This is a genomic window from Rhizobium sophoriradicis (genome assembly GCF_003939025.1).
GTDB classification, from domain to species: domain Bacteria; phylum Pseudomonadota; class Alphaproteobacteria; order Rhizobiales; family Rhizobiaceae; genus Rhizobium; species Rhizobium sophoriradicis.
On record NZ_RQIH01000008.1, the window covers coordinates 334893 to 355756 of the forward strand.

Annotated in this window: 16 protein-coding genes and 4 pseudogenes; 12 read left to right on the plus strand and 8 right to left on the minus strand. The window is 61.3% G+C overall.

All coding sequences use genetic code 11. The annotated features are described in order from the left end of the window. Together EFR00_RS34215 and EFR00_RS34220 are read right to left on the minus strand one after the other, a co-directional pair. A pseudogene (locus EFR00_RS34215) lies at nucleotides 1-444 on the minus strand (response regulator transcription factor); the annotation flags it as partial. Then, nucleotides 417-1787: pseudogene (locus tag EFR00_RS34220) on the minus strand (MASE1 domain-containing protein); the annotation flags it as partial. The pseudogenes EFR00_RS34220 and EFR00_RS34215, both read right to left, overlap by 28 nt. Before the next feature lie 330 nt (nucleotides 1788-2117). On the opposite strand from EFR00_RS34220, the gene EFR00_RS16030 reads away from it, so the two are divergent. The 6 genes and pseudogenes from EFR00_RS16030 (at nucleotide 2118) to repC (ending at nucleotide 8409) form a co-directional block, all read left to right on the plus strand. Beyond that, nucleotides 2118-2870 carry an SDR family oxidoreductase gene (locus EFR00_RS16030; RefSeq protein ID WP_009995534.1) on the plus strand — a complete coding sequence of 251 codons (753 nt, stop codon included), beginning with the start codon at nucleotides 2118-2120 and terminating at the stop codon, nucleotides 2868-2870. A gap of 33 nt (nucleotides 2871-2903) precedes the next feature. Further along, nucleotides 2904-3044, plus strand: a pseudogene (locus EFR00_RS34225) (DNA-binding protein); the annotation flags it as partial. A gap of 118 nt (nucleotides 3045-3162) precedes the next feature. Further along, the gene (locus EFR00_RS16040) at nucleotides 3163-4476 is read left to right on the plus strand and encodes a hypothetical protein (protein ID WP_077989141.1); all 1314 of its coding nucleotides are present in this window, start codon (nucleotides 3163-3165) and stop codon (nucleotides 4474-4476) included. A 276-nt stretch (nucleotides 4477-4752) separates the two neighbouring features. Further along, entirely contained in the window at nucleotides 4753-5946 is a 1194-nt protein-coding gene (gene repA / locus EFR00_RS16045; RefSeq protein ID WP_077989142.1) for a plasmid partitioning protein RepA, read from the plus strand. A gap of 2 nt (nucleotides 5947-5948) precedes the next feature. Beyond that, on the plus strand, nucleotides 5949-6950 hold the full coding sequence (repB, locus tag EFR00_RS16050; RefSeq protein ID WP_077989143.1) for a plasmid partitioning protein RepB: 1002 nt from the start codon (nucleotides 5949-5951) through the stop codon (nucleotides 6948-6950). Nucleotides 6951-7104: 154 nt separating this feature from the next. Next, nucleotides 7105-8409: a plasmid replication protein RepC gene (repC, locus tag EFR00_RS16055; RefSeq protein WP_077989144.1), complete on the plus strand. Its 1305-nt coding sequence runs from the start codon at nucleotides 7105-7107 to the stop codon at nucleotides 8407-8409. A gap of 132 nt (nucleotides 8410-8541) precedes the next feature. Here repC and EFR00_RS16060 read toward each other — a convergent pair whose 3' ends face one another. Beyond that, complete coding sequence (locus EFR00_RS16060) at nucleotides 8542-9555, minus strand: substrate-binding domain-containing protein (RefSeq protein ID WP_009995482.1); 1014 nt, start codon at nucleotides 9553-9555, stop codon at nucleotides 8542-8544. A gap of 268 nt (nucleotides 9556-9823) precedes the next feature. On the opposite strand from EFR00_RS16060, the gene EFR00_RS16065 reads away from it, so the two are divergent. The 6 genes from EFR00_RS16065 to EFR00_RS16090 all read left to right on the plus strand — a co-directional run bounded on the left by EFR00_RS16065 (nucleotide 9824) and on the right by EFR00_RS16090 (nucleotide 16001). Next, nucleotides 9824-11089 (plus strand): ABC transporter substrate-binding protein, encoded by a 1266-nt coding sequence (locus EFR00_RS16065; RefSeq protein ID WP_077989145.1) that lies wholly within the window; start codon nucleotides 9824-9826, stop codon nucleotides 11087-11089. Nucleotides 11090-11156: 67 nt separating this feature from the next. Beyond that, nucleotides 11157-12143: a carbohydrate ABC transporter permease gene (locus tag EFR00_RS16070; RefSeq protein ID WP_077989146.1), complete on the plus strand. Its 987-nt coding sequence runs from the start codon at nucleotides 11157-11159 to the stop codon at nucleotides 12141-12143. Continuing rightward, a complete protein-coding gene (locus EFR00_RS16075) occupies nucleotides 12143-12973 on the plus strand; it encodes a carbohydrate ABC transporter permease (protein WP_077989147.1) in 831 nt (276 codons plus the stop codon). The genes EFR00_RS16070 and EFR00_RS16075 overlap by 1 nt, the downstream gene beginning before the upstream one ends. Nucleotides 12974-12984: 11 nt before the next feature. Beyond that, nucleotides 12985-14010, plus strand: coding sequence for an ABC transporter ATP-binding protein (locus tag EFR00_RS16080; RefSeq protein WP_077989148.1), 1026 nt, complete (start codon nucleotides 12985-12987; stop codon nucleotides 14008-14010). A 62-nt stretch (nucleotides 14011-14072) separates the two neighbouring features. Beyond that, entirely contained in the window at nucleotides 14073-14858 is a 786-nt protein-coding gene (locus EFR00_RS16085) for a ThuA domain-containing protein (RefSeq protein ID WP_077989149.1), read from the plus strand. Nucleotides 14859-14963: 105 nt separating this feature from the next. Continuing rightward, the gene (locus tag EFR00_RS16090; protein ID WP_040112145.1) at nucleotides 14964-16001 is read left to right on the plus strand and encodes a Gfo/Idh/MocA family protein; all 1038 of its coding nucleotides are present in this window, start codon (nucleotides 14964-14966) and stop codon (nucleotides 15999-16001) included. Between the two features lie 76 nt (nucleotides 16002-16077). Here EFR00_RS16090 and EFR00_RS16095 read toward each other — a convergent pair whose 3' ends face one another. From EFR00_RS16095 to EFR00_RS16115, 5 genes and pseudogenes are all read right to left on the minus strand, one after another. Further along, nucleotides 16078-16470: a DUF4112 domain-containing protein gene (locus EFR00_RS16095; RefSeq protein WP_040112144.1), complete on the minus strand. Its 393-nt coding sequence runs from the start codon at nucleotides 16468-16470 to the stop codon at nucleotides 16078-16080. Nucleotides 16471-16635: 165 nt separating this feature from the next. Beyond that, on the minus strand, nucleotides 16636-17709 hold the full coding sequence (locus EFR00_RS16100; protein ID WP_077989150.1) for an alcohol dehydrogenase family protein: 1074 nt from the start codon (nucleotides 17707-17709) through the stop codon (nucleotides 16636-16638). An 11-nt stretch (nucleotides 17710-17720) separates the two neighbouring features. Beyond that, nucleotides 17721-19100: an aspartate aminotransferase family protein gene (locus EFR00_RS16105; RefSeq protein ID WP_077989151.1), complete on the minus strand. Its 1380-nt coding sequence runs from the start codon at nucleotides 19098-19100 to the stop codon at nucleotides 17721-17723. 28 nt (nucleotides 19101-19128) lie between these two features. After that, nucleotides 19129-20625 (minus strand): NAD-dependent succinate-semialdehyde dehydrogenase, encoded by a 1497-nt coding sequence (locus EFR00_RS16110; RefSeq protein WP_077989152.1) that lies wholly within the window; start codon nucleotides 20623-20625, stop codon nucleotides 19129-19131. Between the two features lie 137 nt (nucleotides 20626-20762). Then, nucleotides 20763-20864, minus strand: a pseudogene (locus EFR00_RS16115) (IS5/IS1182 family transposase); the annotation flags it as partial.

Sequence of the window (20864 nt, forward strand, 5' to 3'; positions counted from 1 at the left end):
TCAATTCCCCCCCACCCGACGCGAGTGGGTAATCGGTATTTCAAGTTTCTCCGCGATCCGCACGAGATCGGCGAGCGACGCCGCCGCCATTTTCTGCATCACATTTCTTCTGTGGATCTGCAGCGTGACTTCGCTAATCCCGAGTTCGGCTGCCGCCTGCTTGTTGAGAAGACCGCTGACCACGAGCGGCAGCACTTCGCGCTCGCGCGGCGTCAGGTCGAGATAGTGCCGTTTCAGCGTGTCGAGCTCGGCGCGCTCGCCTCTCTTTTTTCGATCCTGGTCAATCGCCGCGTGGATCGCCGTCATGAGATCGGCATCGCTGAACGGTTTGGTCAGGAAATCTACGGCACCGCTTTTGATCGCACGCACGGAGGAGGGGATGTCGCCATGTCCGGTGATGAAGACGATCGGCGGATGATCGCCGTCGGCGATACGAGTTGCGAGAGCTCGCGTTCCCGCTCGCGCAACGCCTCCTGCGCGCGCATCTCATCGTCGATATCGACAGAGATGACGTACCATTGCGTGATCGTGCCGTTCTGGTCCCGCAGCGGCTCGGCGCGGCCGTCGACCCAGCGATAGGCTCCGTCGAAGCGGCGCATGCGGTATTTGATCGAGAAGGGATCGCCGCTGACGAGGGAACGGTGAACCGTCTGAAGTAGCCTCGGTGCATCATCGGGATGAACCAGCGTATGAATGACGGCCGAAAGACGGCTCACGCCCGGCTGATCCATGTCACCGACGTCGAGGCCGAAGAAGTCGATCAGGCGCTTGTTGAAGAAGACAGGCTCGCCTGTCGGTGTCAACCGTCGGATCTGGGCCGGGACCATGTCGACGAGTTGTGAGAGCTCGCGTTCCCGTTCGCGCAATGCCTCCACGCTTTGGCGCAGCGAAAGCACTGCCAGTTGATGCTGGCGGGATATGGCGGCGACAATGAGCGCCGAAAGCGCCGAGATGGCCAGAAAAAGCTGCAGCATGATCTGCTTGTGTTTCTGGGCCTCCGGATCGCCGGCGAATTGGCTGGCGCCCGTTATCGTGAAGATTGCCGTTATCAGCGCCAGTAGCACGAGTGACACCGCCGCGCCCTTGAACTCGAAGCGGACCGCGGCCCACAGAAGCGGCGGCATGATGATATAGGCGAAAGGCAGGTAGCCGCTCAGCGAAAGAGCGGCAATGGCTAGAAATATCAGCCCGAGAACGCAGGCTTCCATCCACTGTGTGGTCGAAAGCTGCGGTCTGCCCCGCCAGTTGTGGAGCACGACCAGCGCCAGCGGCGCCACGATGAGGACGCCGGTGGCATCGCCGATCCACCACAGAGGCCATGCCGTCAAGAAGGATTGTGACAGGATGCTGAACCAGGCAAGCGTCGCACTTCCCACGGTCGCGCTGACGATCGGCGCAACCCCGGCGCCCAGCGCGACGAAAGCAAGGACTTCCTGCAGGCTTTCCAGCCGCACCGGCCGTGTCAGCACGCGGTTCACGAGCCAGGCTCCCACCAGCGCCTCCAGGGCGTTGCCGACATAAATCAGGAAGGCGGCGACTGGTGGGCTGTGAAACCACAGGACATTGCTGAACATCTCCGCCAGGCAGCCGCCCAGCACCCACCACGGCCAGCTGTAGCCGGAGCTGAGAATCAGCGTCGCGATGAAAAGTCCGCTCGCCGGCCAGATGGAAATGCCGGTTCCGGGCACGATTGCAAGAGATTGAGCAAAGCCGCAGGCAAGCACATAAGCCGCAACAAAGAAGCCCAGATGCAAAAGCTTGGGACGGTGCGACCAGACGCTCATCATCAGCTGCTCCTGCCGGACGGAAATAACCGGGGGGTCGTCAGCATTTGCGATGGTTGTTTTTGATTTTGGGGCCGGCGAGCTCATGTTCGAACCGTAATCCTGCCGCACCACAACCGCAACTCATGGAAACCCATGCATTGCGCGGGGATGTAGCCGGATTTCGGAGTGAAGCAGGGGCCGCTTTATCCGATGGCGCACCCTATACCGGAGGCTGGCTCCCCTATGCCCATGGGCTAGGATGCAGGACCTCAGGCACGATGGAAGGTCTCTAACTTTCCGGTCATTGTCGCTCAACCGCGGGCATTGGGTAGAGATAGAGAGGGTGTCGATATGAAGATCATGGTGGCGGGAGCAAGCGGCGTTGTCGGAACGCAACTCACGGCGAAGTTGCGCCGGGCGGGCCACGATGTCACCGCCGCATCCTTATCGCTTGGCGTCGATACGGTGACGGGCAGGGGCCTCGAAGCAGCGATGGCGGGAAACGAAGTCGTCATCGATGTCACCAATGCCGCATCATTCGGTGACAGTTCGGCGTTTGATTTCTTCAGGACATCGACGAAGAACCTGCTCGCCGCTGCGGCCTGTGCCAACGTCAGACATTATCTCGCGCTCTCCGTCGTCGGCACGCCTTACCTCGTCGAAAGCGATTATTTCCGCGCGAAAATGGTGCAGGAAAATCTCATCCGTGCGTCCGGCCGACCCCATACGATCCTCCGCTCGACGCAGTTCTACGAATTCATCAGTGGATTGATCGATATCGGTGCTGATGGCGACGTCCTTCGGTTGCCGCCGGCGGCTATGAGGCCGGTTGCGGCCGGTGACGTCGCCGCGTTTCTGATGGAACTGGCACCGGGAACTCCGGTCGGGGACATTGTCGAGATCGGCGGCCCGGAACAGTTCGGTATCGACGAAATCGCGCGGATATATCTCGCCGCAAACGAAGACCAACGGCCGGTAACGACCGATACAGCTGTTTCCTATTTCGACGTCGAATTGACCGGCGATGTACTGCTTCCCGGTGCTGGCGCCCGCACGGCGAGGCAGACCCTCTCCGACTGGCTCTTCAAATCGATGGCCGCCTAACGGCCGGCTTGAAATTGGCGGCGCGAGGTAATAGGCGGATCACGCACCGGTGTGCTAGCCGATTTCTTCATCGGCGCTCACGCAGCCATGCAGCAACTGCCGCTCTTGGCGCGGGATGTCGGGCGCTACCGCACCTATTTCCCCTCGCTGAAATTGATATCGCCCGATTTTTAAGCCGGCGCTTTGCGGCGCGCGGCACATTCAAATAAATCTTCATGAAGCCCAGGGTTGAAAAGCTCCGGTCCAGCTCCAAATCCCGCCGGCGGTCGCCGAAACGGCAGGGGAGGGGCGCATGGGCAATAGGGACGGCGGGCGGATCCGTGGGATTAAATCGGTCTTGGAACACGTTGTTGTTCTCTTCTGCCTTCTATCCTGCCCGCAGGCGTTTGCCGCGCCCGCCGATATTGGGGGGCTGACGGTGACGCTGCCCGATGCCGCTTCCGGCTGGAGGAAGGCCGGCAAGGGCGATCTTTTCATGCTGCAGAAGGATTTTCCCGAAACCGGGGATGACAAGCGCGGCAGCGCTCTGATCCAGATATCCAAGCCGCTTGCGGGAGGGCGCAATTCCCTTCCGGCCGGGATGAAGACCTTTGTCGCAACGCTGCCCGACATGGCCAAGGAAGATATTCTGATTAAGTATTATGGCGTCACGATAAACGGCCACGATATCCGCGTGGAGGAACGCTGCTGCGTCCAGCAGAAGAATGTCAGCATCAGCCAGATCGTCGTCGGCATCGCCAATGACGAGCGGCAGGCCTATCTGCAGCTCGTGCTCTTGAACCTCAAAGGCGACGGAAGCCAAAGCGCCGAGGCCGAGTTCGAGGCTCTCGTGCGTTCGGTGAAGCTTGACCCTTCGGACAAGGATTTCGATCTTGCTCCCGCGAGCGACGACGGCGGGCTCGATGGCGTCTTCACCCATCTCGATACCGGTGTCCGCCCCAATCTCTTCGGCGGCGTGGATTTCTATTCCGATAGCGAGATCACCATGTTCGATCCGAAGGGCCTGTTCAGCACGGAGCTGCCGAAGGGCGGCCGCAGCATGACCGAGCACTGCACGGAAAACCCCTCCGACTGCGGCCTTTATAAACTCATCGGCGGTGGCTTCTTCACCGCCGCCGGATCGATCGAAACGCGCAGCGTCACCTCTGCCTACGGCACGATCGAGATCGAGACGAAGCCATTTTCGAAAAAAGGCGACGACCTGGTGATCGACGAAGACGAGTATCGTGCGGTGCCGCCATTCGAGGATGGCGCCACGCTCGACGGCGAATGGGTCTACAACTTCGCTTCGAGCGGCATGACCGCGACCTCGTCGGGATCGGTCGCCTCCAGCAATACGCTGACGCTGCATAAAAACGGCACTTTCGAACGCAGCCGCTGGTCTGGCGTCTCAATGACGAACGAAATCGGCGAGTCGCGGACGGGTGTGACCGCGTCAGGCGATCGGCCCGGCTCCAGCGGACGCTATAGGCTTTCCGGCTATCGCCTCGATCTGACTGACGCGACCGGTAAGACGGAGAGCCTGAGCATTTTCGAGCCGGACAAGGGTTCGGATGGGCTTCTGGTGATCAACGGCAACAACTATCTGAAGGATGACGGGCAATAGTCGGCTCGGGCCTTTCCATTCCGCCCGCGGCCTCGCAAAAATTTCATGAATTTCATGTGCATAACCGATGGCATAGGCCTTGCCCTTCGGCCCTCGCGCGGATGCGAATCACCCGCCGGTCTGTCCGCGAATTTGCCGGATTCCGGAACCCGTTCGGTGTGGGTCGAGGCGTGGTTTGGTTAAGCGTTTGTAATTCGGTCACGAATCGCGGCATATAGTAACTGCGCAACTGAAGCGCTTTCGTTCAAAATTGCGCAGTTACTTGGGAAAACAATCATGCAGCCGAGTCTTGCTCTTCAAGACGATCAAGAGCATCTCCCGTCGCTTCTGGCAACAGATGCGAAGGAGTTGTCCTATCAGCTTCAGCAGCATCAGGCGAAAATCTTTCCGCCGCTTTCCCAGAAGACGATCAGGACCTTCTCGCCGGCGGAAGCCGCAGCCTTCATCGGCATCGGTGAAGGTTATCTCAGGCAGGTGGCGGCCGATGGCCACGGACCGGATCCGCTGCCAAACGGACGTCGGCTTTACAGCGCATCCGACATGGACCGCATTCGCCGGGTCCTCGACGAGCGCAACGGCACGCCGAAATATGTGCCGGCCCGCAGAGCCGGCGAGAAGCTCCAGATCGTCTCCGTCATGAATTTCAAGGGCGGCTCGGGCAAGACCACCACGGCGGCACATCTGGCGCAGTTCATGGCGCTGCGCGGCTACCGCGTGCTCGCCGTCGATCTCGATCCGCAGGCATCGCTGTCGGCGCTGTTCGGTCACCAGCCGGAGTTCGACGTCGGCGAGGGCGAGACGATCTACGGTGCGATCCGCTATGAAGAACCGCGCCCGATCGCCGATATCGTGCGCGCCACCTATACGCCCAATCTGCATCTCATTCCGGGCAATCTCGAGCTGATGGAATTCGAGCACGAGACGCCGAAGGCGATGGCGTCCGGCACGGCGGAGACGATGTTCTTCGCCCGCATCGGCGAGGTGCTGACCGACATCGAAAGCCTCTACGACATCGTGGTCATCGACTGCCCGCCGCAGCTTGGTTTCTTGACAATGTCGGCGCTCTGCGCGGCGACTTCGGTCTTGATCACGGTCCACCCGCAGATGCTCGACGTCATGTCGATGTCGCAGTTCCTGACGATGACGAGCGAACTCATGTCGGTCGTCGAGAGGGCCGGCGGGCGCACCAGCTATGATTGGATGCGCTATCTCGTGACGCGGTTCGAGCCGAATGACGGACCGCAGAGCCAGATGACCGGCTTCATGCGGGCGATCTTCGGCAACCGCATGCTCCACAACGCCATGGTGAAATCGACCGCGGTCGCCGACGCCGGCGTCACCAAGCAAACCCTTTATGAGGTCGAGCGGTCGCAATTCACGCGCGGAACCTATGACCGGGCGCTGGAGTCGCTGAACCTCGTGAATGGTGAGATCGAAGCGCATATTCGCTCCACCTGGGGAAGGAGATAGAAATGGCGCGCAAGAATCTCATCGAAATCTCCGCTCCGAGCCCGGCAAGGGTGGAAGCGGTCGCGCCACGCGACAATCGTCCGATCGCCGGCTTCGTGCCGCAGGAGCGTGTCGGCGGGCCGGTCGGCGGCATTACGAAGACGCTCGGCAACATCACCGAAAAGATGGAGCGAGCGGGCGAGCTGGAACGGCAGCTGGCGGCGGGCCAGATGATAATCGAGCTCGACCCAGGCCTGATCGACGCCTCCTTCGTCAGCGACCGCCTGGCGATCGACGCGTCCGGTCTTAGCGAGCTCGTCGAGCAGATCCGCGAACACGGGCAGCAGGTTCCGATCCTCGTGCGCCCGCATCCTGAAGCCAAGGGACGTTATCAGGTCGCCTACGGCCATCGACGGCTGGCGGCCATCCGAGACCTCGGCATCAAGGTTCGTGCGGTCGTGCGCGATCTCACGGATGACCAGCTGGTCGTCAGCCAGGGGCAGGAAAACAGCGCCCGCACCAATCTCTCCTATATCGAGCGCGCGCTCTTCGCGTCGCGGCTCGAGGAACGCGGCTTCGGCCGGGATGTCATCATGGCGGCGCTCAGTGTCGACAAAGCGGCGCTGTCGAGAATGCTGATCGTCATGCGGCAGGTGCCGCTCGACCTCATCAACGCCATCGGTGCTGCGCCCGAGATCGGCCGCCGCCGCTGGCTGGAGCTGGGCGAGCGACTGGAGAAAGCCGACGTCGGGACGATCATCGCGGAGTTGTCCGCGGACGACGCACGCAAGATTTCGAGCGACGAACGCTTCCACCGGGCATTGGTTCTGGCGACGAAGAAGACGGCCACGCCAAAGCCGGCGGTGGCCAAAACCGAAGTCAGCGGCGTTCCTGTGATGATCAAGAAGACAGCAGCCGGCGCTACTTTCGTCTTCGACGGCAAGACCGCGCCGGGTTTCGATCAATTCGTCCAGGAACGGCTGCAAGACCTATTCCAGGAATTCAAGAAGCACAGAGGAGCGTAGCGCGCAAAAGAAAAAGGCCCCCAACGACGCCGTCGTGGAAGCCCTTCTCAGATCTTAAGCACATCGAGAATCGCATTTCCACGAATCACAGTCAAGCGTCTTAGGCACCAAATTGGTGGATGGTTTTCTTTTGCCTGAACGAAGGTGAAGGCAAATGGAGAGTGGATATGTGACGACGCCCTTTGGGCGGCGGCCGATGTCGCTTGGCATGCTGGCAAGCCAGCAACTGGCCGAGACGATCGAGCCGGGGATGAAGCGCAGCAAGTGGAAGCTGTTCCGGGCGATCTGCGAGGCGCGCCCGGCGCTCGGCGTGACCGATCGGGCGCTGACGGTGCTCGACGCGCTGCTGACCTTCTATCCCGACGATGAAATCTCCGAGGAGAGGGGCCTGATCGTCTTTCCCTCGAATGCCCAGCTATCGCTGCGCGCCCGCGGCATGACGCCGGCGACGCTGCGGCGGCACCTGGCCGTCCTGGTCGAGGCCGGCCTGATCCTGCGCAAGGACAGTCCGAACGGGAAACGCTATGCCCGCCGCGACAGGGCAGGGGCGATCGGCGAAGCCTTCGGCTTCAGCGTCGCGCCGCTTTTGGCCCGTGCGGTCGAGATTGAAAACCTGGCGGCCCAGGTAATTGCCGACCGGGAGCTGCTCCGGGCGACGAGAGAACGCCTGACGGTCTGCCGGCGCGATATCTCCAAGCTGATTTCGGCGGCCATCGACGAAGCGGTTCCCGGTGACTGGGAAGAGATGACCGTGATGTTTCGTGCGCTTGTCGCAAGGATCCCGCGGGTGGCGTGCATCGAAGAACTGGCATCGCTGCTCTACGAGATGGCGCTGTTGCGCGACGAGGCCGTCAACCTGCTGGAAAGGCAGATAAAAATAGAAAAAATGAACGCCAATGAGTCTCAAATTGAGCGCCACAAACAGAATTCAAACCCCGAATCCAATTCTGAACTTGAACCAAGCTTCGAAACGAAGCAGGGCGAAAAGGCACTGGCAAACAACGAAGGGATGGCCGAGCCGTTGGATGCACAAAGGCTGAAACCGCCGAGGCCTTCCACGGGACCAGGTGGCAAGGGGCCGGGTGCGGCCAATCCTGTCGCCGGCCACAGCCTAAAATCCTTCCCGCTCGGCCTCGTCCTGCAGGCCTGCCCCGCCATTCTCGACTATGGGCCGGGTGGCGCGATCGGCAATTGGCGCGACCTGATGTCGGCCGCCGTCGTCGTGCGCTCGATGCTCGGCGTCAGCCCCTCGGCTTATGAGGACGCCTGTGCCGGCATGGGGCCGGAAAACGCCGCCACTGTGATCGCCTGCATCCTGGAACGAGGAGGGCATATCAACTCGCCCGGCGGTTATCTTCGCGATCTCACCCGCAGGACCGAAAGGGGCGAATTTGCGATCGGCCCGATGTTGATGGCGCTCGTCAGGGCGAATGGCGGGGTAAGGCGAAATGCCGGCTAATGGACTTCGGCGACAACGCAGTCGGTTGGCCCGTCCGGCAAACCTTACTCTAATCGCCGGCTTGTTCGCAGATCTGGTGCGAGAGGTGCCGCGCGCGTTGCCATCTCCCGCTGAAGCGGAGTTCCGTATCTGTCAGCGCGGGGCCGCAGTGCTTTCTCGGAGGATCAGTTCGACCGGCCATAATTCGTGGATTTCCTCGGCGGCGCGTCCCGCAATAAGCTGCAGCGTCAGCTCGGCGCAACGTGTGCCCGCAGCACGCATGGAGGATCGCGTTGTCGAGAGTGACGGCACCATATTTTCGGCCGTCAGATAAGGGAAGACGTCGTCATGGGCGATAACGGAGACGTCCCGCCCGACCGTCATCCCAAGCGAGCGGATGGCGCGGTAAACGCCAAGCGCCGTCATCGTGGAACCGGCGACGATGGCGGTCGGCGCATTCGCTCTCTCGAGGAAGGAGCGGGCATGGCGAAAGCCGCTCTCGTCGGAGAATTTATCGCAGACCATCATGTTGGGATCGGCGATGAGTCCACGCTCCTGATGGGCAATCCGAAAACCCTGTTCGCGATGGATGGAATAGGTCTTGCCCCTGAGGCCGTTGATCATGGCGATGCGGCGGTGCCCGAGATCGAGCAGGTGTTCGGTGGACCTGCGCACGGCACCGTCATTATCGATGTCGAGCCAAGCATGAACGTGCTCGGTGTCCGAGCGGCCGTGAACCAGGAAAGGCACGCCGAGGCTGTTCAGCATCTCGATCCGAGGGTCCTGGGGGCGTGGCGAATGAATGATCACGGCATCCACCCGGCGGCTTTCGACCAGGCGTCGATAGGCCTGGATCTCGTCGTCATCATTGTGAGCGGTGATGGGTGTGATGAGAATATCCGTATCGGCCGTTTCCAGGCGCTGCGCCATTCCCGACACGAATTCAGCGAAATGAATTTCTCCCGAACGTCCCATCATAACGCCTATCGCTCCGGCTCGTCCGGTCTTCAGGCGCACGGCATTGATGTCGGGACGATAGCCGAGCCGCATTGCTTCGCTTGCAACCCGGGCGCGCGTGGCTTCGCTCACCTCCGGGTAGCCGCTGAGCGCACGGCTGACCGTCGTCGGAGAAAGCCCAAGCTGCTTTGCGAATTCACGAAGTTTCATCGGTGTCTTCTTTATCTGGGCAATCAATGGACGATGTGTTGGCGGTACGCAACGGGCAAATATCCAATTCAAGTATGATTGAAATCGATTTCAAATTTGGCGGCTGGATGCGTCGCGTGCAAAGGCCATAGGTTTTCTTTTAAAGTGTATATAGTGTTGGAAGTCGCGTAATCTGCAACTGAAAAGTGTTCAGTTGGCGTATTGACGCGGCCAAGGCCTTCTGCAATGTTCTGCGAGCCAAATCGATTTCAATTTCTGGGAGGAGATCATGAAACAGTTTGCATTAGGCTTTTCCGCGCTCGCAGTCGCCATCGCAGTCGCCGGTCCGATCCGTGCCGCCGAGATTTCATTTGCCGCCAACACGACGGGGAAAAACGTCGAATTCCTCAACAAGCAACTGGCAATTTTCGAGAAGGAGACCGGCAATCAGGTCAAGCTCGTCACGATGCCGTCCTCGAGCAGCGAGCAGTTCTCTCAATATCGCCTGTGGCTCGCCGCTGGAAACAAGGACATCGACGTCTATCAGACCGACGTCATCTGGGCGCCGCAGCTTGCCGATCAGTTCATCGATCTCAAGGAGGCCACCAAGGATGTGGCCGGCCAGTTTTTCCCGTCGATCATTGCCTCGCAGACGGTCAATGGCCGGCTGGTGGCGCTGCCGTTGTTTACCGACGCGCCGGCGCTGTTTTACCGAAAGGACCTGCTGGAGAAATACGGCAAGCAGCCGCCGAAGACCTGGGACGAGATGGCCGCAACGGCCAAAGAGGTTCAGGACAAGGAACGCCAGGCCGGACAGAAGGACATCTGGGGCTACGTCTTCCAGGGCAATTCCTATGAAGGGCTGACCTGCAACGCGCTGGAATGGGTAAAGTCGTCGGGTGGCGGCCAGATCGTCGAGCCGGACGGGACGATCTCGATCAACAACGAGAAGGCGGCGGCAGCGCTTGACCGCGCCAAGAGCTGGATCGGTACGATTTCACCGCCCGGCGTGCTTGCCTATCAGGAAGAAGAATCGCGCGGCGTCTGGCAGACCGGCAACGCCGTCTTCATGCGCAACTGGCCCTATGCCTATTCCCTCGGCAATGGTGCCGACAGCGCCGTGAAGGGCAAGTTCGACGTCATGACGCTGCCGGTGGCGGCGGCCGGCGACAAGCCTTCCTCGACGCTTGGCGGCTGGAATCTGGCGGTTTCGAAATATTCCGAAAAGCAGGACGCGGCCATCGCGCTCGTAAAATTCATGGCATCGAAAGAGGTTCAGAAGGCGCGTGCCGTCGAGCTGTCCAATCTGCCGACATTGACCGACCTTTATGGCGACAAGGATGTTGCCGCCGCACAGCCCTTCATGCCGAACTGGAAACCGATCTTCCAGGACGCGGTGCCGCGTCCTTCGGCGACGGCCAAGGTGAAGTACAACGAGGTGTCTTCGAAGTTCTGGACGGCGGCGCATAACACGCTGTCCGGCAGCGGTTCGGCTGCCGAGAACCTCGAGCTTCTCGAAGCCGACCTCACGACCCTCAAGGGCGACGCCTGGTGAGGTTTCCGACCGGCGGCCTCAGGCCGCCGGTCCAGTCTTCGGACGAGCGAACGGGGATAGGCGTTTCATGACCGAAATCGTAATTCCGCAAGCAGTTGAACCAAGGGTTTCCATTCTCAGAGCCTCTACGGAGCTGCGATCCGAGCGCATTCGATCGGCTTGGCTGTTTCTGGCGCCGACGCTGCTGATCCTGGCAATCGTCGCCGGATGGCCGCTGTTCAGAACGATCTATTTCAGCTTTACGAATGCGTCGCTCAACGATCTCGGCAATGCTCGGTTCGTCGGCTTTGACAACTATCTGTCGTGGGTGACGCTGAAGAGCGGCAGGACCGTCTTTCGTGGGCTGCTTGCCGATCCGGTCTGGTGGAAGGCGGTCTGGAACACCGCCAAATTCACCCTCCTCTCGGTGGTGATCGAGACCGTGCTCGGGCTGATCGTCGCGCTGGTGCTGAACGCACGGTTCGTCGGGCGCGGGATCGTAAGGGCCGCAATCCTCATTCCGTGGGCGATCCCAACGATCGTCTCGGCCAAGATGTGGGCCTGGATGCTCAACGACCAATTCGGTATCCTGAACGACATCCTGCTCGGCTTCGGCCTTATCACTGAGAAGATTGCCTGGACCGCCAATCCAGAGACGGCGATGGTCGCCGTGCTGATCGTCGACGTCTGGAAGACGACGCCCTTCATGGCGCTGCTGATCCTTGCCGGACTGCAGATGGTTCCGGGCGATATCTATGAGGCCGCCAAGATCGACGGCGTCAATCCGGTCAAGGTGTTCTGGCGTCTGACGCTACCGCTGATCCGGCCGGCCATCATGGTTGCGGTGATATTCCGGATGCTGGATGCGATGCGCATCTTCGATTTGATCTATGTTCTGACGCCGAACAATGCGCAGACGAAGACCATGTCGGTCATGGCGCGCGAGAACCTGTTTGACTTCGACAAGTTCGCCTATGGCGCTACCGCCTCGACGGTGCTTTTCCTGATCATTGCCTCCGTCACCGTCTTCTATATCTGGCTCGGCCGCGTCAGGCTCGGCGGGGAGGAACGCTGATGCTGCTGTCGATCACCAAGAATACGCTCTTCTACCTGCTCGTCACGATCATCGTCATCATTGCGGTCTTTCCGTTCTACTATGCGATCCTCACGAGCCTGAAGACCGGCACGGCCCTCTTCAAAGTCGATTATTGGCCGACCTCGATCTCGTTCGGCAACTATACGTCCGTGATGGGCCAGGGCGGGTTCGTCCGCAGTCTTGCAAATTCCGCGATGATCGCCTGCGTCGTGGTTTCAGCGTCACTGTTGCTTTCGGTCACCGCCTCATTCGCCTTGGCGCGGGTGCATTTCCGAGGTCGGGCGCTCTTGATGCTGACCATCCTCTCGGTGTCGATGTTTCCGCAGATTGCCGTTCTTGCCGGCCTCTTCGAACTCATTCGCTGGATCGGCATCTTCAACACGCCCTTCGCGCTGATCTTTTCCTACATGATTTTCACGCTGCCGTTCACCGTCTGGGTGCTGACGACCTTCATGCGTGAATTGCCGATCGAGATCGAGGAGGCGGCGATCGTCGATGGCGCCTCGCCATGGGTCATCGTCACCCAGGTGTTCATGCCGCTGATGTGGCCGGCGCTGGTGACAACAGGGCTGCTCGCCTTCATCACCGCATGGAACGAGTTCCTTTTTGCGCTGACTTTCACATCGTCGGATACGCAGAGAACCGTGCCGGTCGCCATCGCCCTGCTTTCGGGCAACAGCGAATTCGAAATCCCCTGGGGCAACATCATGGCGGCTTCGGTGATCGTCACCGTGCCGGTTGTGGTGCTCGTTTTGATATTCCAGCGCCGGATCATTTCGGGGCTGACCGCCGGCGGCGTCAAGGGGTGAGGGAGTAGGACATGGCAGAGATACGACTGGAGAACATTCGCAAGCGCTTCGGCGCTTTCGAAGTCATCAAGGGCGTGACGATGGACATCCGCCGCGGTGAGTTCATGGTGTTCGTGGGGCCGTCGGGATGCGGCAAATCCACGCTGCTCAGGCTTATCTCCGGCCTTGAGGACATTACGTCGGGGACCCTTTCCTTCGACAGCAAGATGGTGAACCAGCACGCGCCCTCGAAGAGAGGGATCGCCATGGTGTTCCAGTCCTACGCGCTCTATCCGCATATGACGGTTTTCGACAATATGGCTTTCGGCATGAAACTGTCAGGCCGTACCAAGGACGAGTGCCGCCAGCGCGTTGAACAGGCGGCCGGCATGCTGCAGCTCTCATCGTACCTTGAGCGCTTGCCGCGGCAGCTTTCCGGCGGACAGCGTCAGCGCGTCGCAATCGGCCGGGCGATCGTTCGCGATCCCAAGGTCTTTCTCTTCGACGAGCCGCTGTCCAATCTCGATGCGGCGCTTCGCGTCGCGACGAGGCTGGAAATCGCGAAGCTTCATCGCAGCATGCACAACACGACGATGATCTATGTGACGCATGATCAGGTCGAGGCGATGACGCTCGCCGATCGGATCTGCGTGTTGCGGGACGGCGTCGTCGAGCAGATCGGCACGCCGCTGGAGCTTTATGAAAGCCCCAATTCGCTTTTCGTAGCCGGCTTCATCGGCTCGCCGAAAATGAATTTCCTATCGGCCGGACTGGCGGAGCCCTATGGTAGCCATACGATCGGCGTGCGCGCGGAGCATGTTCGCGTCGCGCCCGAGTCGCCGGTTTGGAGCGGCACGGTCATCCATTCGGAAATCCTCGGCTCCGATAGCTTCGTCTATGTGGATATCGGGGCAGACGAGCCGCTCATCGTGCGGGAAACCGGTGTCTCCCGTCACGAGCCGGGGCAGACGCTTGGCCTTGCGCCGGATGCCGGCCACGTCCACCGCTTCGACCATTCGGGCCGGGCGCTCGAGCGTCAATCCATGCAGGCTGCCTGACCTTCCCAGGATCGACGTTCCTCCCAAAGCTCGATCCGTTTTAATGACAAGGAGAAAACGACGTGACCATACGCACCGTTGTGTGGGGTGAAAACATCCACGAAAATACCAATGAGATCGTCCGCGGCATCTATCCCGAGGGCATGCACACGACAATCGCCAATGCGCTGAATGCCGATCCCGGCATCTCGGCGACGACGGCGACGCTGCAGGAGCCGGAACATGGGTTGAGCGAAGCCCGGCTTGCCGAAACCGATGTGCTGACCTGGTGGGGCCACAAGGATCACGGTGCGGTCTCCGACGTCGTTGTCGAGCGGGTCGCAAAGCGCGTCTGGGAAGGCATGGGCCTGCTGGTGCTGCATTCCGGCCATTTCTCGAAAATATTCAAGCGTCTGATGGGCACGCCCTGCGCGCTGAAGTGGCGCGAGGCCGGCGAGCGCGAGAGGCTGTGGACGATCAATCCACGCCATCCGATCGCCGCCGGCATCGGCGAGCATTTCGAGCTCGAGAACGAGGAAATGTATGGCGAGCAGTTCTCGGTGCCGGAGCCGTTGGAAACGGTGTTCATCTCCTGGTTCCAGGGTGGCGAAGTGTTCCGCTCCGGCCTCACCTGGCGGCGCGGCGCCGGCAACGTCTTCTATTTCCGCCCCGGCCACGAGACCTATCCGACCTATCACGACGCCACCATCCAGAAGGTGCTGATCAACAGCGTCAAGTGGGCTTATAACCCTGAGGGATCGTTGACGAGTATTACCGACGCTCCAAATGTGCCGGTAGAAAAAGCACTGGAGCCGATCGTCGAACGCGGCCCGAGACTGCACCAGGCCGGCGAAGCCGGTTACCGTTAAGAGGTGAGATGCCGTGGGCGGGCGGTGGCTCGTTCGGCCCCGCAAGACGCCGCGATGCTCTCGCTGCCGCTCACGCTTCGATGGATTAACCATGAGGACAAAAGAATGCGCTTGATCATTCTCGGTACCGGAGGATGGGCAAACACCCATGCCATGCATTTTTCGGAAATTGCCGGCGTCAAACTTGTTGCTGCCGTCGATACGGACGAGGTCCGGCTGCGGGCCTTCGCGCTCAGGCATAGTATCCCGCTGACTTTCACGTCGCTCGATGACGCCCTTGCCTGGGGAGAGTTCGACGCCGTCACCAATGTCACGCCGGATCGCGCGCATTATTCGACGACGATGAAGTTACTCGGCGCCGGCAAACATGTGCTCTGCGAGAAGCCGCTGGCGGTCACCTACCGGGAAGCCAAGGAGATGGCCGACGCCGCGGCGGCGTCCGGCAAGGTCACGATGGTAAACCTGACCTATCGCAATGTCGCGCCACTGCAGGCAGCCCGCAAGATGGTGCTGGACGGCCGTCTTGGCGCGATCCGTCACTTCGAAGCGTCCTATCTGCAGAGCTGGCTGGTCTCAAAGGCCTGGGGCGACTGGACCAAGGAATCGCAATGGCTCTGGCGGCTGTCGACGAAGCACGGTTCCAATGGCGTGCTCGGCGATGTCGGTATCCATATTCTCGACTTCGCGGTTTTTGCCGCGGGAAGCGACGTCAAGGCGGCGGCATCGCACCTCAAGGTGTTCGACAAGAGCCCTGGCAACCGGATCGGCGAGTATGAGCTCGACGCCAACGACAGTTTCCTGATGATGGCCGAGCTTGAAAACGGCGCGGCCGGCGTCATCCATGCGACGCGCTGGGCGACCGGCCATCTGAACGAGTTGCGCCTGCGCTTGCATGGAGACAAGGGCGCGCTCGAGGTGGTGCATACGCCTGAAGGTTCGACGCTCAGGGTCTGTGAAGGCCCTGACGCCGACAAGGCAATCTGGCGCAAGATAGACGTCGAACCGGTCATCACCAATTTCCAGCGATTTGCAAAGGCCGTGCAAAAAGGGCAGCCGGATGAGCCGGGTTTTGCCCACGCGGCCAAGCTGCAATTCGTCCTCGATCACGCCGTGAAAACGGCGGGCGCTTTGGTTGAACTTTAGACGTTGAGAGCCAGCGGCGTGTTCTGTTCGAAAGGCCTCGCGCAGCTTCTTCGGTCGGCGAAGCATGACAAGCGGCTCAGATTCTCCGGTTCAGCTCGTCTTCGCTGATGCCGAAATGTTCGAGGATGATACCGACGTTGCGGCGATGCGATTTGAAATAGACGTCGAAGAGATCACCGACCAGCGGAACCGTCCCTCCGGCCGCATCGATGCCGAGATTGACGGCCATGCGTGCGAGCTTGTGGTTGGGAACGCCGAGACGCCGGGCCTCATTGAGAATGTAAAGGCCGATGAGCGACGTGGCAACGTCGCCGACGCCGGGGAGGAGACCGAGCACCGAATCGGCGCCGATCCGTACGCCGATGAAAGGCAGTCGGACTGCGGTGTCCATCAGCCGCGCAATGCCCACAGCACGGCGAATCTTTTCGAGTTCGGCAGGGGTCAGGTATGTCGTCTTGGCAGCCGGCATCAGAGACCTTCTGGCGCGACCGGCGGTTTCGCCTCCCTCAAGGCCGCAGAGACGCCCCAGATTGCCTGGTTCAACGAATGGCCGATGTGATCGCGACGATTGTTCATGGCCGTAAAACGCCGATACGCCGATAAGGTTCGCCAGCGGCGCGATCGGAATCTCGCCTTATCCTCGGTTGGGCACCACGACCAATTTGCCCACGAAATTCTTCGCCATGAACTCGGTCTGGGCGCGATGGAATTCCGACAGCGGATAGACGCCACCGACGAGGGGCCGGATCTTGCGGCTTTCGATATAGCCGATGAGCCGGCGGAAGTCGGCGCGGCTTCCCTGGCTCGATCCGTGCAGCTCCAGCTGCTTCAGATACATGGTCCTGAGATCGAGCTGGACGACCGGGCCGGCAATGGCGCCGGCCGTCGTGTAGCGGCCTTCGGGGCGCAGGATCTTCAGGAGATCGTTGAACAGTGGCCCGCCGACGAGATCGGCGATGACATCGATCGGCTCGCCGCGGCTGACGAAATGGACGGCTTCGACCAGATTGCCCTTGCCGCGGGTCACCACAGCTTCGGCGCCGATGTCGAGCATCGCCGCCTCCTTGCCGTGACCGGCGACGGCGATCGGGATGGCGCCGCGGGCACGCGCAAGCTGGATGATCGCCGAGCCGACGCCGCCCGAGGCGCCGGTGACGAGGACGCGTTCGCCGGCGGCAAGCCGCGCCCGTTCCAGCATGCGCTCGCCGGTCAGATAGGCGCAGCAGAAGGTGGCGAGCTCGACATCGGTCAGATCGGTAGCAACGACATGAGCGTTTTCGGCCGGCAGCGCCATATATTCGGCGTAGCCGCCGTCGCGGCCATGACCCATGTAGTCGATGTCGGCGAGACTGTCGTCGTCGCGATTATAGATCGAAAAGTCGACCATGACGCGCTCGCCGATGCGGCCGGGATCGACGGCGGTGCCGACTGCGACGATATAGCCAACCGTATCGGTGCCCTGGATGCGCGGGAAGGTCAGCGTATTGCCCTGCCTGCGCCAGGTCGAGATTGCGGAGGGATCGTCCTCGGTGCCATAGGCTCCTTCACGGACCCAAACGTCGGTATTGTTCATGCCGCAGGCGGTGACGCGGATCAGCACCTCGCCCTCCGCCGGCGCCGGGACGGGCACGTCGGTGCGGTAGACGAGCTTGTCCAATCCGCCGTGGCCGGTGAGCAAAACGGCTGCCATCTTTTCCGGGATCGTCATGCGGCCTCTCCTCAGATGTTCTTGAAAACGCTTTCGATCGCATCCGCTGTCGCCTTGACGACGATGTCCGCCTCCTCACGCGTCAGGCAGAGCGGCGGCGCAAAGCCGAGGATGTCGCCCTGCGGCATGGCGCGGCCGATGACGCCGCGTTCAAGAAGGGCGGCGGCGACCTGCGGGCCGATCTTGCGCCCGGCATCGAAGAATTTTCGATCGTCCCTGTCCTCGATGAACTCGATAGCCGCCATCAGGCCGTCGCCGCGGACGTCGCCGACGTTGCGGTGGCTGCCCACGGCTCTTGCCAGTTCCGAGCGGAAATAAGCGCCGGTCGCGCCGGCATTTTCGACGATGCCGAGTTCGTCGATCAGTTCGAGATTGGCAATGCCGGCGGCAGAACAGATTGGATGGGCGGAATAGGTCCAGCCGTGGCCGATCGCTCCCAATTCATCGGAACCCCGCACCAGCACCTGCCACATCTTGCTCGAAACGATGCTGGCGGAAAGCGGGGCATAGGCGGAGGTCAGGCCCTTGGCGATGGTGATAAGGTCCGGCTTCATCCCATAGTGATCCGAGCCGAACATCGTGCCGAGACGGCCGAAGCCGGTGACGACTTCGTCGGCAACAAGCAGGATGTCGTATTTGTCGAGCACGGCCTGGATCTTCTGCCAGTAACCTTGCGGCGGCGGCACGATGCCGCCGGTGCCGAGGATCGGCTCGCCGATGAAGGCGGCGATGGTATCAGGGCCTTCGGCGAGGATCATCTCCTCCAGTCTGTCGGCGCAATATTGCGAGAACTGTTCCTCGTTCATCGAGCGGTCGGAGCGGCGGAAATAATAGGGCGCCTCGGTGTGAAGGACCGGTGCACGCGGCAGGTCGAAGGCATTGTGGAAGAGTGCAAGACCGGTGAGGCTGCCGGTCATGACGCCGGAGCCGTGATAACCGCGCCAGCGGGAGATGATCTTCTTTTTCTCCGGCCGGCCGAGGATGTTGTTGTAATACCAGATAAGCTTGATGTTGGTCTCGTTGGCATCCGAGCCGGAGAGGCCGAAATAGACGCGGCTCATGCCATCGGGCGCGCGGTCGATGATCATCTTCGACAACGCGATCGAGGCTTCCGTGCCGTGGCCGACATAGGCGTGGTAATAGGCGAGGTTCTTCGCCTGTTCGGCGATCGCATCAGCAATCTTCTGACGGCCGTAGCCGACATTGACGCAATAAAGCCCGGCAAAGGCGTCGAGGCTTTTGCGGCCGCTCGTGTCGGTGATGTAGACGCCTTCGCCGCCGGCGACGACGCGGGTCGGCGTCTCGCCGCGCGCATGCATGCCCATATGGGTCGAGGGGTGGAAGAAGTGATCGCGGTCCCAAGCGGTGAGTTCGTTGCTTTTGTCGAGCATGTCCTGTCCTCTTCTTGAAATGGGGTGCTCAGGCGGCGGTGTCGATGCAGAGATATTTGAGCTCGGTGAAGGCCTCGAGCCCGTGGCGCGAGCCCTCGCGGCCGAGGCCGGACTGCTTCCAGCCGCCGAAGGGAATGGGGCCGCCGGTGATTTTCACGCGGTTGACCGCTACCATGCCGTATTCCAGCGCGCGTCCGAGACGCATCTGCCGGGCACCGTTCTCGGTGATGACATAGGCGACGAGGCCGTATTCGCTATCATTGGCGCGGGCGACAACCTCGTCTTCGGTATCGAAGGTGGTCAACGCCGCCACAGGCCCAAAAGTCTCCTCACGCATGATCAACGCATTCGCCTGCACATCCGTCAAAAGCGTCGGCTGATAGAAGAGCCGGCCGGCCTTATGGCGGCTGCCGCCGATGACGAGCCGGGCGCCCTGCGCCAGCGCGTCGGCAACTTGCTCTTCAACCTTGACGACGGCCCGTTCATGCATCAGCGGCCCGATCTCGCTTCCATCCTCAAGTCCTGCGCCGACCTTCAGCTCGCCGATGCGGGCGGCAAGGGCCTTGGCGAAGGCATCGGCGATGCGCCGCTGGACGAAGATGCGGTTGGCGGCAAGGCAATCCTGGCCGGATGTGGCGAACTTGGCGTCGACGGCGATCTCGACCGCTTTTGCGACATCGGCATCGTCGAAGACGATCAGCGGCGCGTGGCCGCCGAGCTCCATCACCAGCCGCTTCATCGTTGGCGCGCATTGCGCGGCGATCAGGCGGCCGACCTCGGTGGAGCCGGTGAAGCTCATCGCGCGCAGGCGGACATCGGCGCACATGCGTCCGACGATCGTTGCGGCATGGCCGGTGACCACATTGAAGACACCGGCGGGAATGCCGGCGCGTTCACCGAGTTCGGCAAGGGCGAGGGCAGAGAGCGGCGTTTCCGAGGAGGGGTGGGCGACGACCGTGCAGCCGGCGGCGAGTGCCGCGGCTGCCTTCCGGGTGAGCATGGCGGAAGGAAAATTCCAGGGCGTGACGACGCCGACGACGCCGAGCGCTTCGCGCCGGACGATCATTTCCGCCCCGGCCAGATGGCTGGTGACGCTTTCGGCGTTCAGCCGCTTGGCTTCCTCGGCATACCATTCGATGAAGGAGGCAGCGTAATCGATCTCGCCGCGCGCTTCGGCCAGCGGCTTGCCCTGTTCCAGCGTCATGATCAGCGCCAGATCCTCTTTGGCAGCGAGCATCAGCGCATGCCATTTCCGCAGGATCGCCGAGCGGCTCTGCGGCAGCATGGCGCGCCAGGCGGTGAAAGCTTCGGAGGCGGCATCGATCGCCGCCGCCGTCTCCTCCGCACCGAGGCTCGCAACCCAGGTGAGTGTCGCCGAAGAAGCCGGATCGGTCACGGCGAAGCTCTTGCCCGTGGTCCCGGCGATCCACCGGCCGCCGACATAGGCGAGATCGCGCAGGAGATGACGATCGGCGAGCCGCGACAGCGCGTCGTGATAGGCGGGGCGGGCAAAAACGGCAGTCATGTCCAATCTCCTCGTTGCGGTGACGTGAAGTCTTCCACAGGAGCGGACGAGAGATTGTCCTTTGGCGATGGCGAAAAGAGAGAAACGGGCTAAAGCACAGCCGCCGGATAGAGAGATTGTCTAGGTCGTGTGGACAGTTATCTGATCCATAGCATTGTCGCCGCGATAGTGACGACGGCGAGGTAGTTTTCGGCGGTTTTCTCGAAGCGCGTCGCGACCCTTCTGAACTGCTTGAGTTT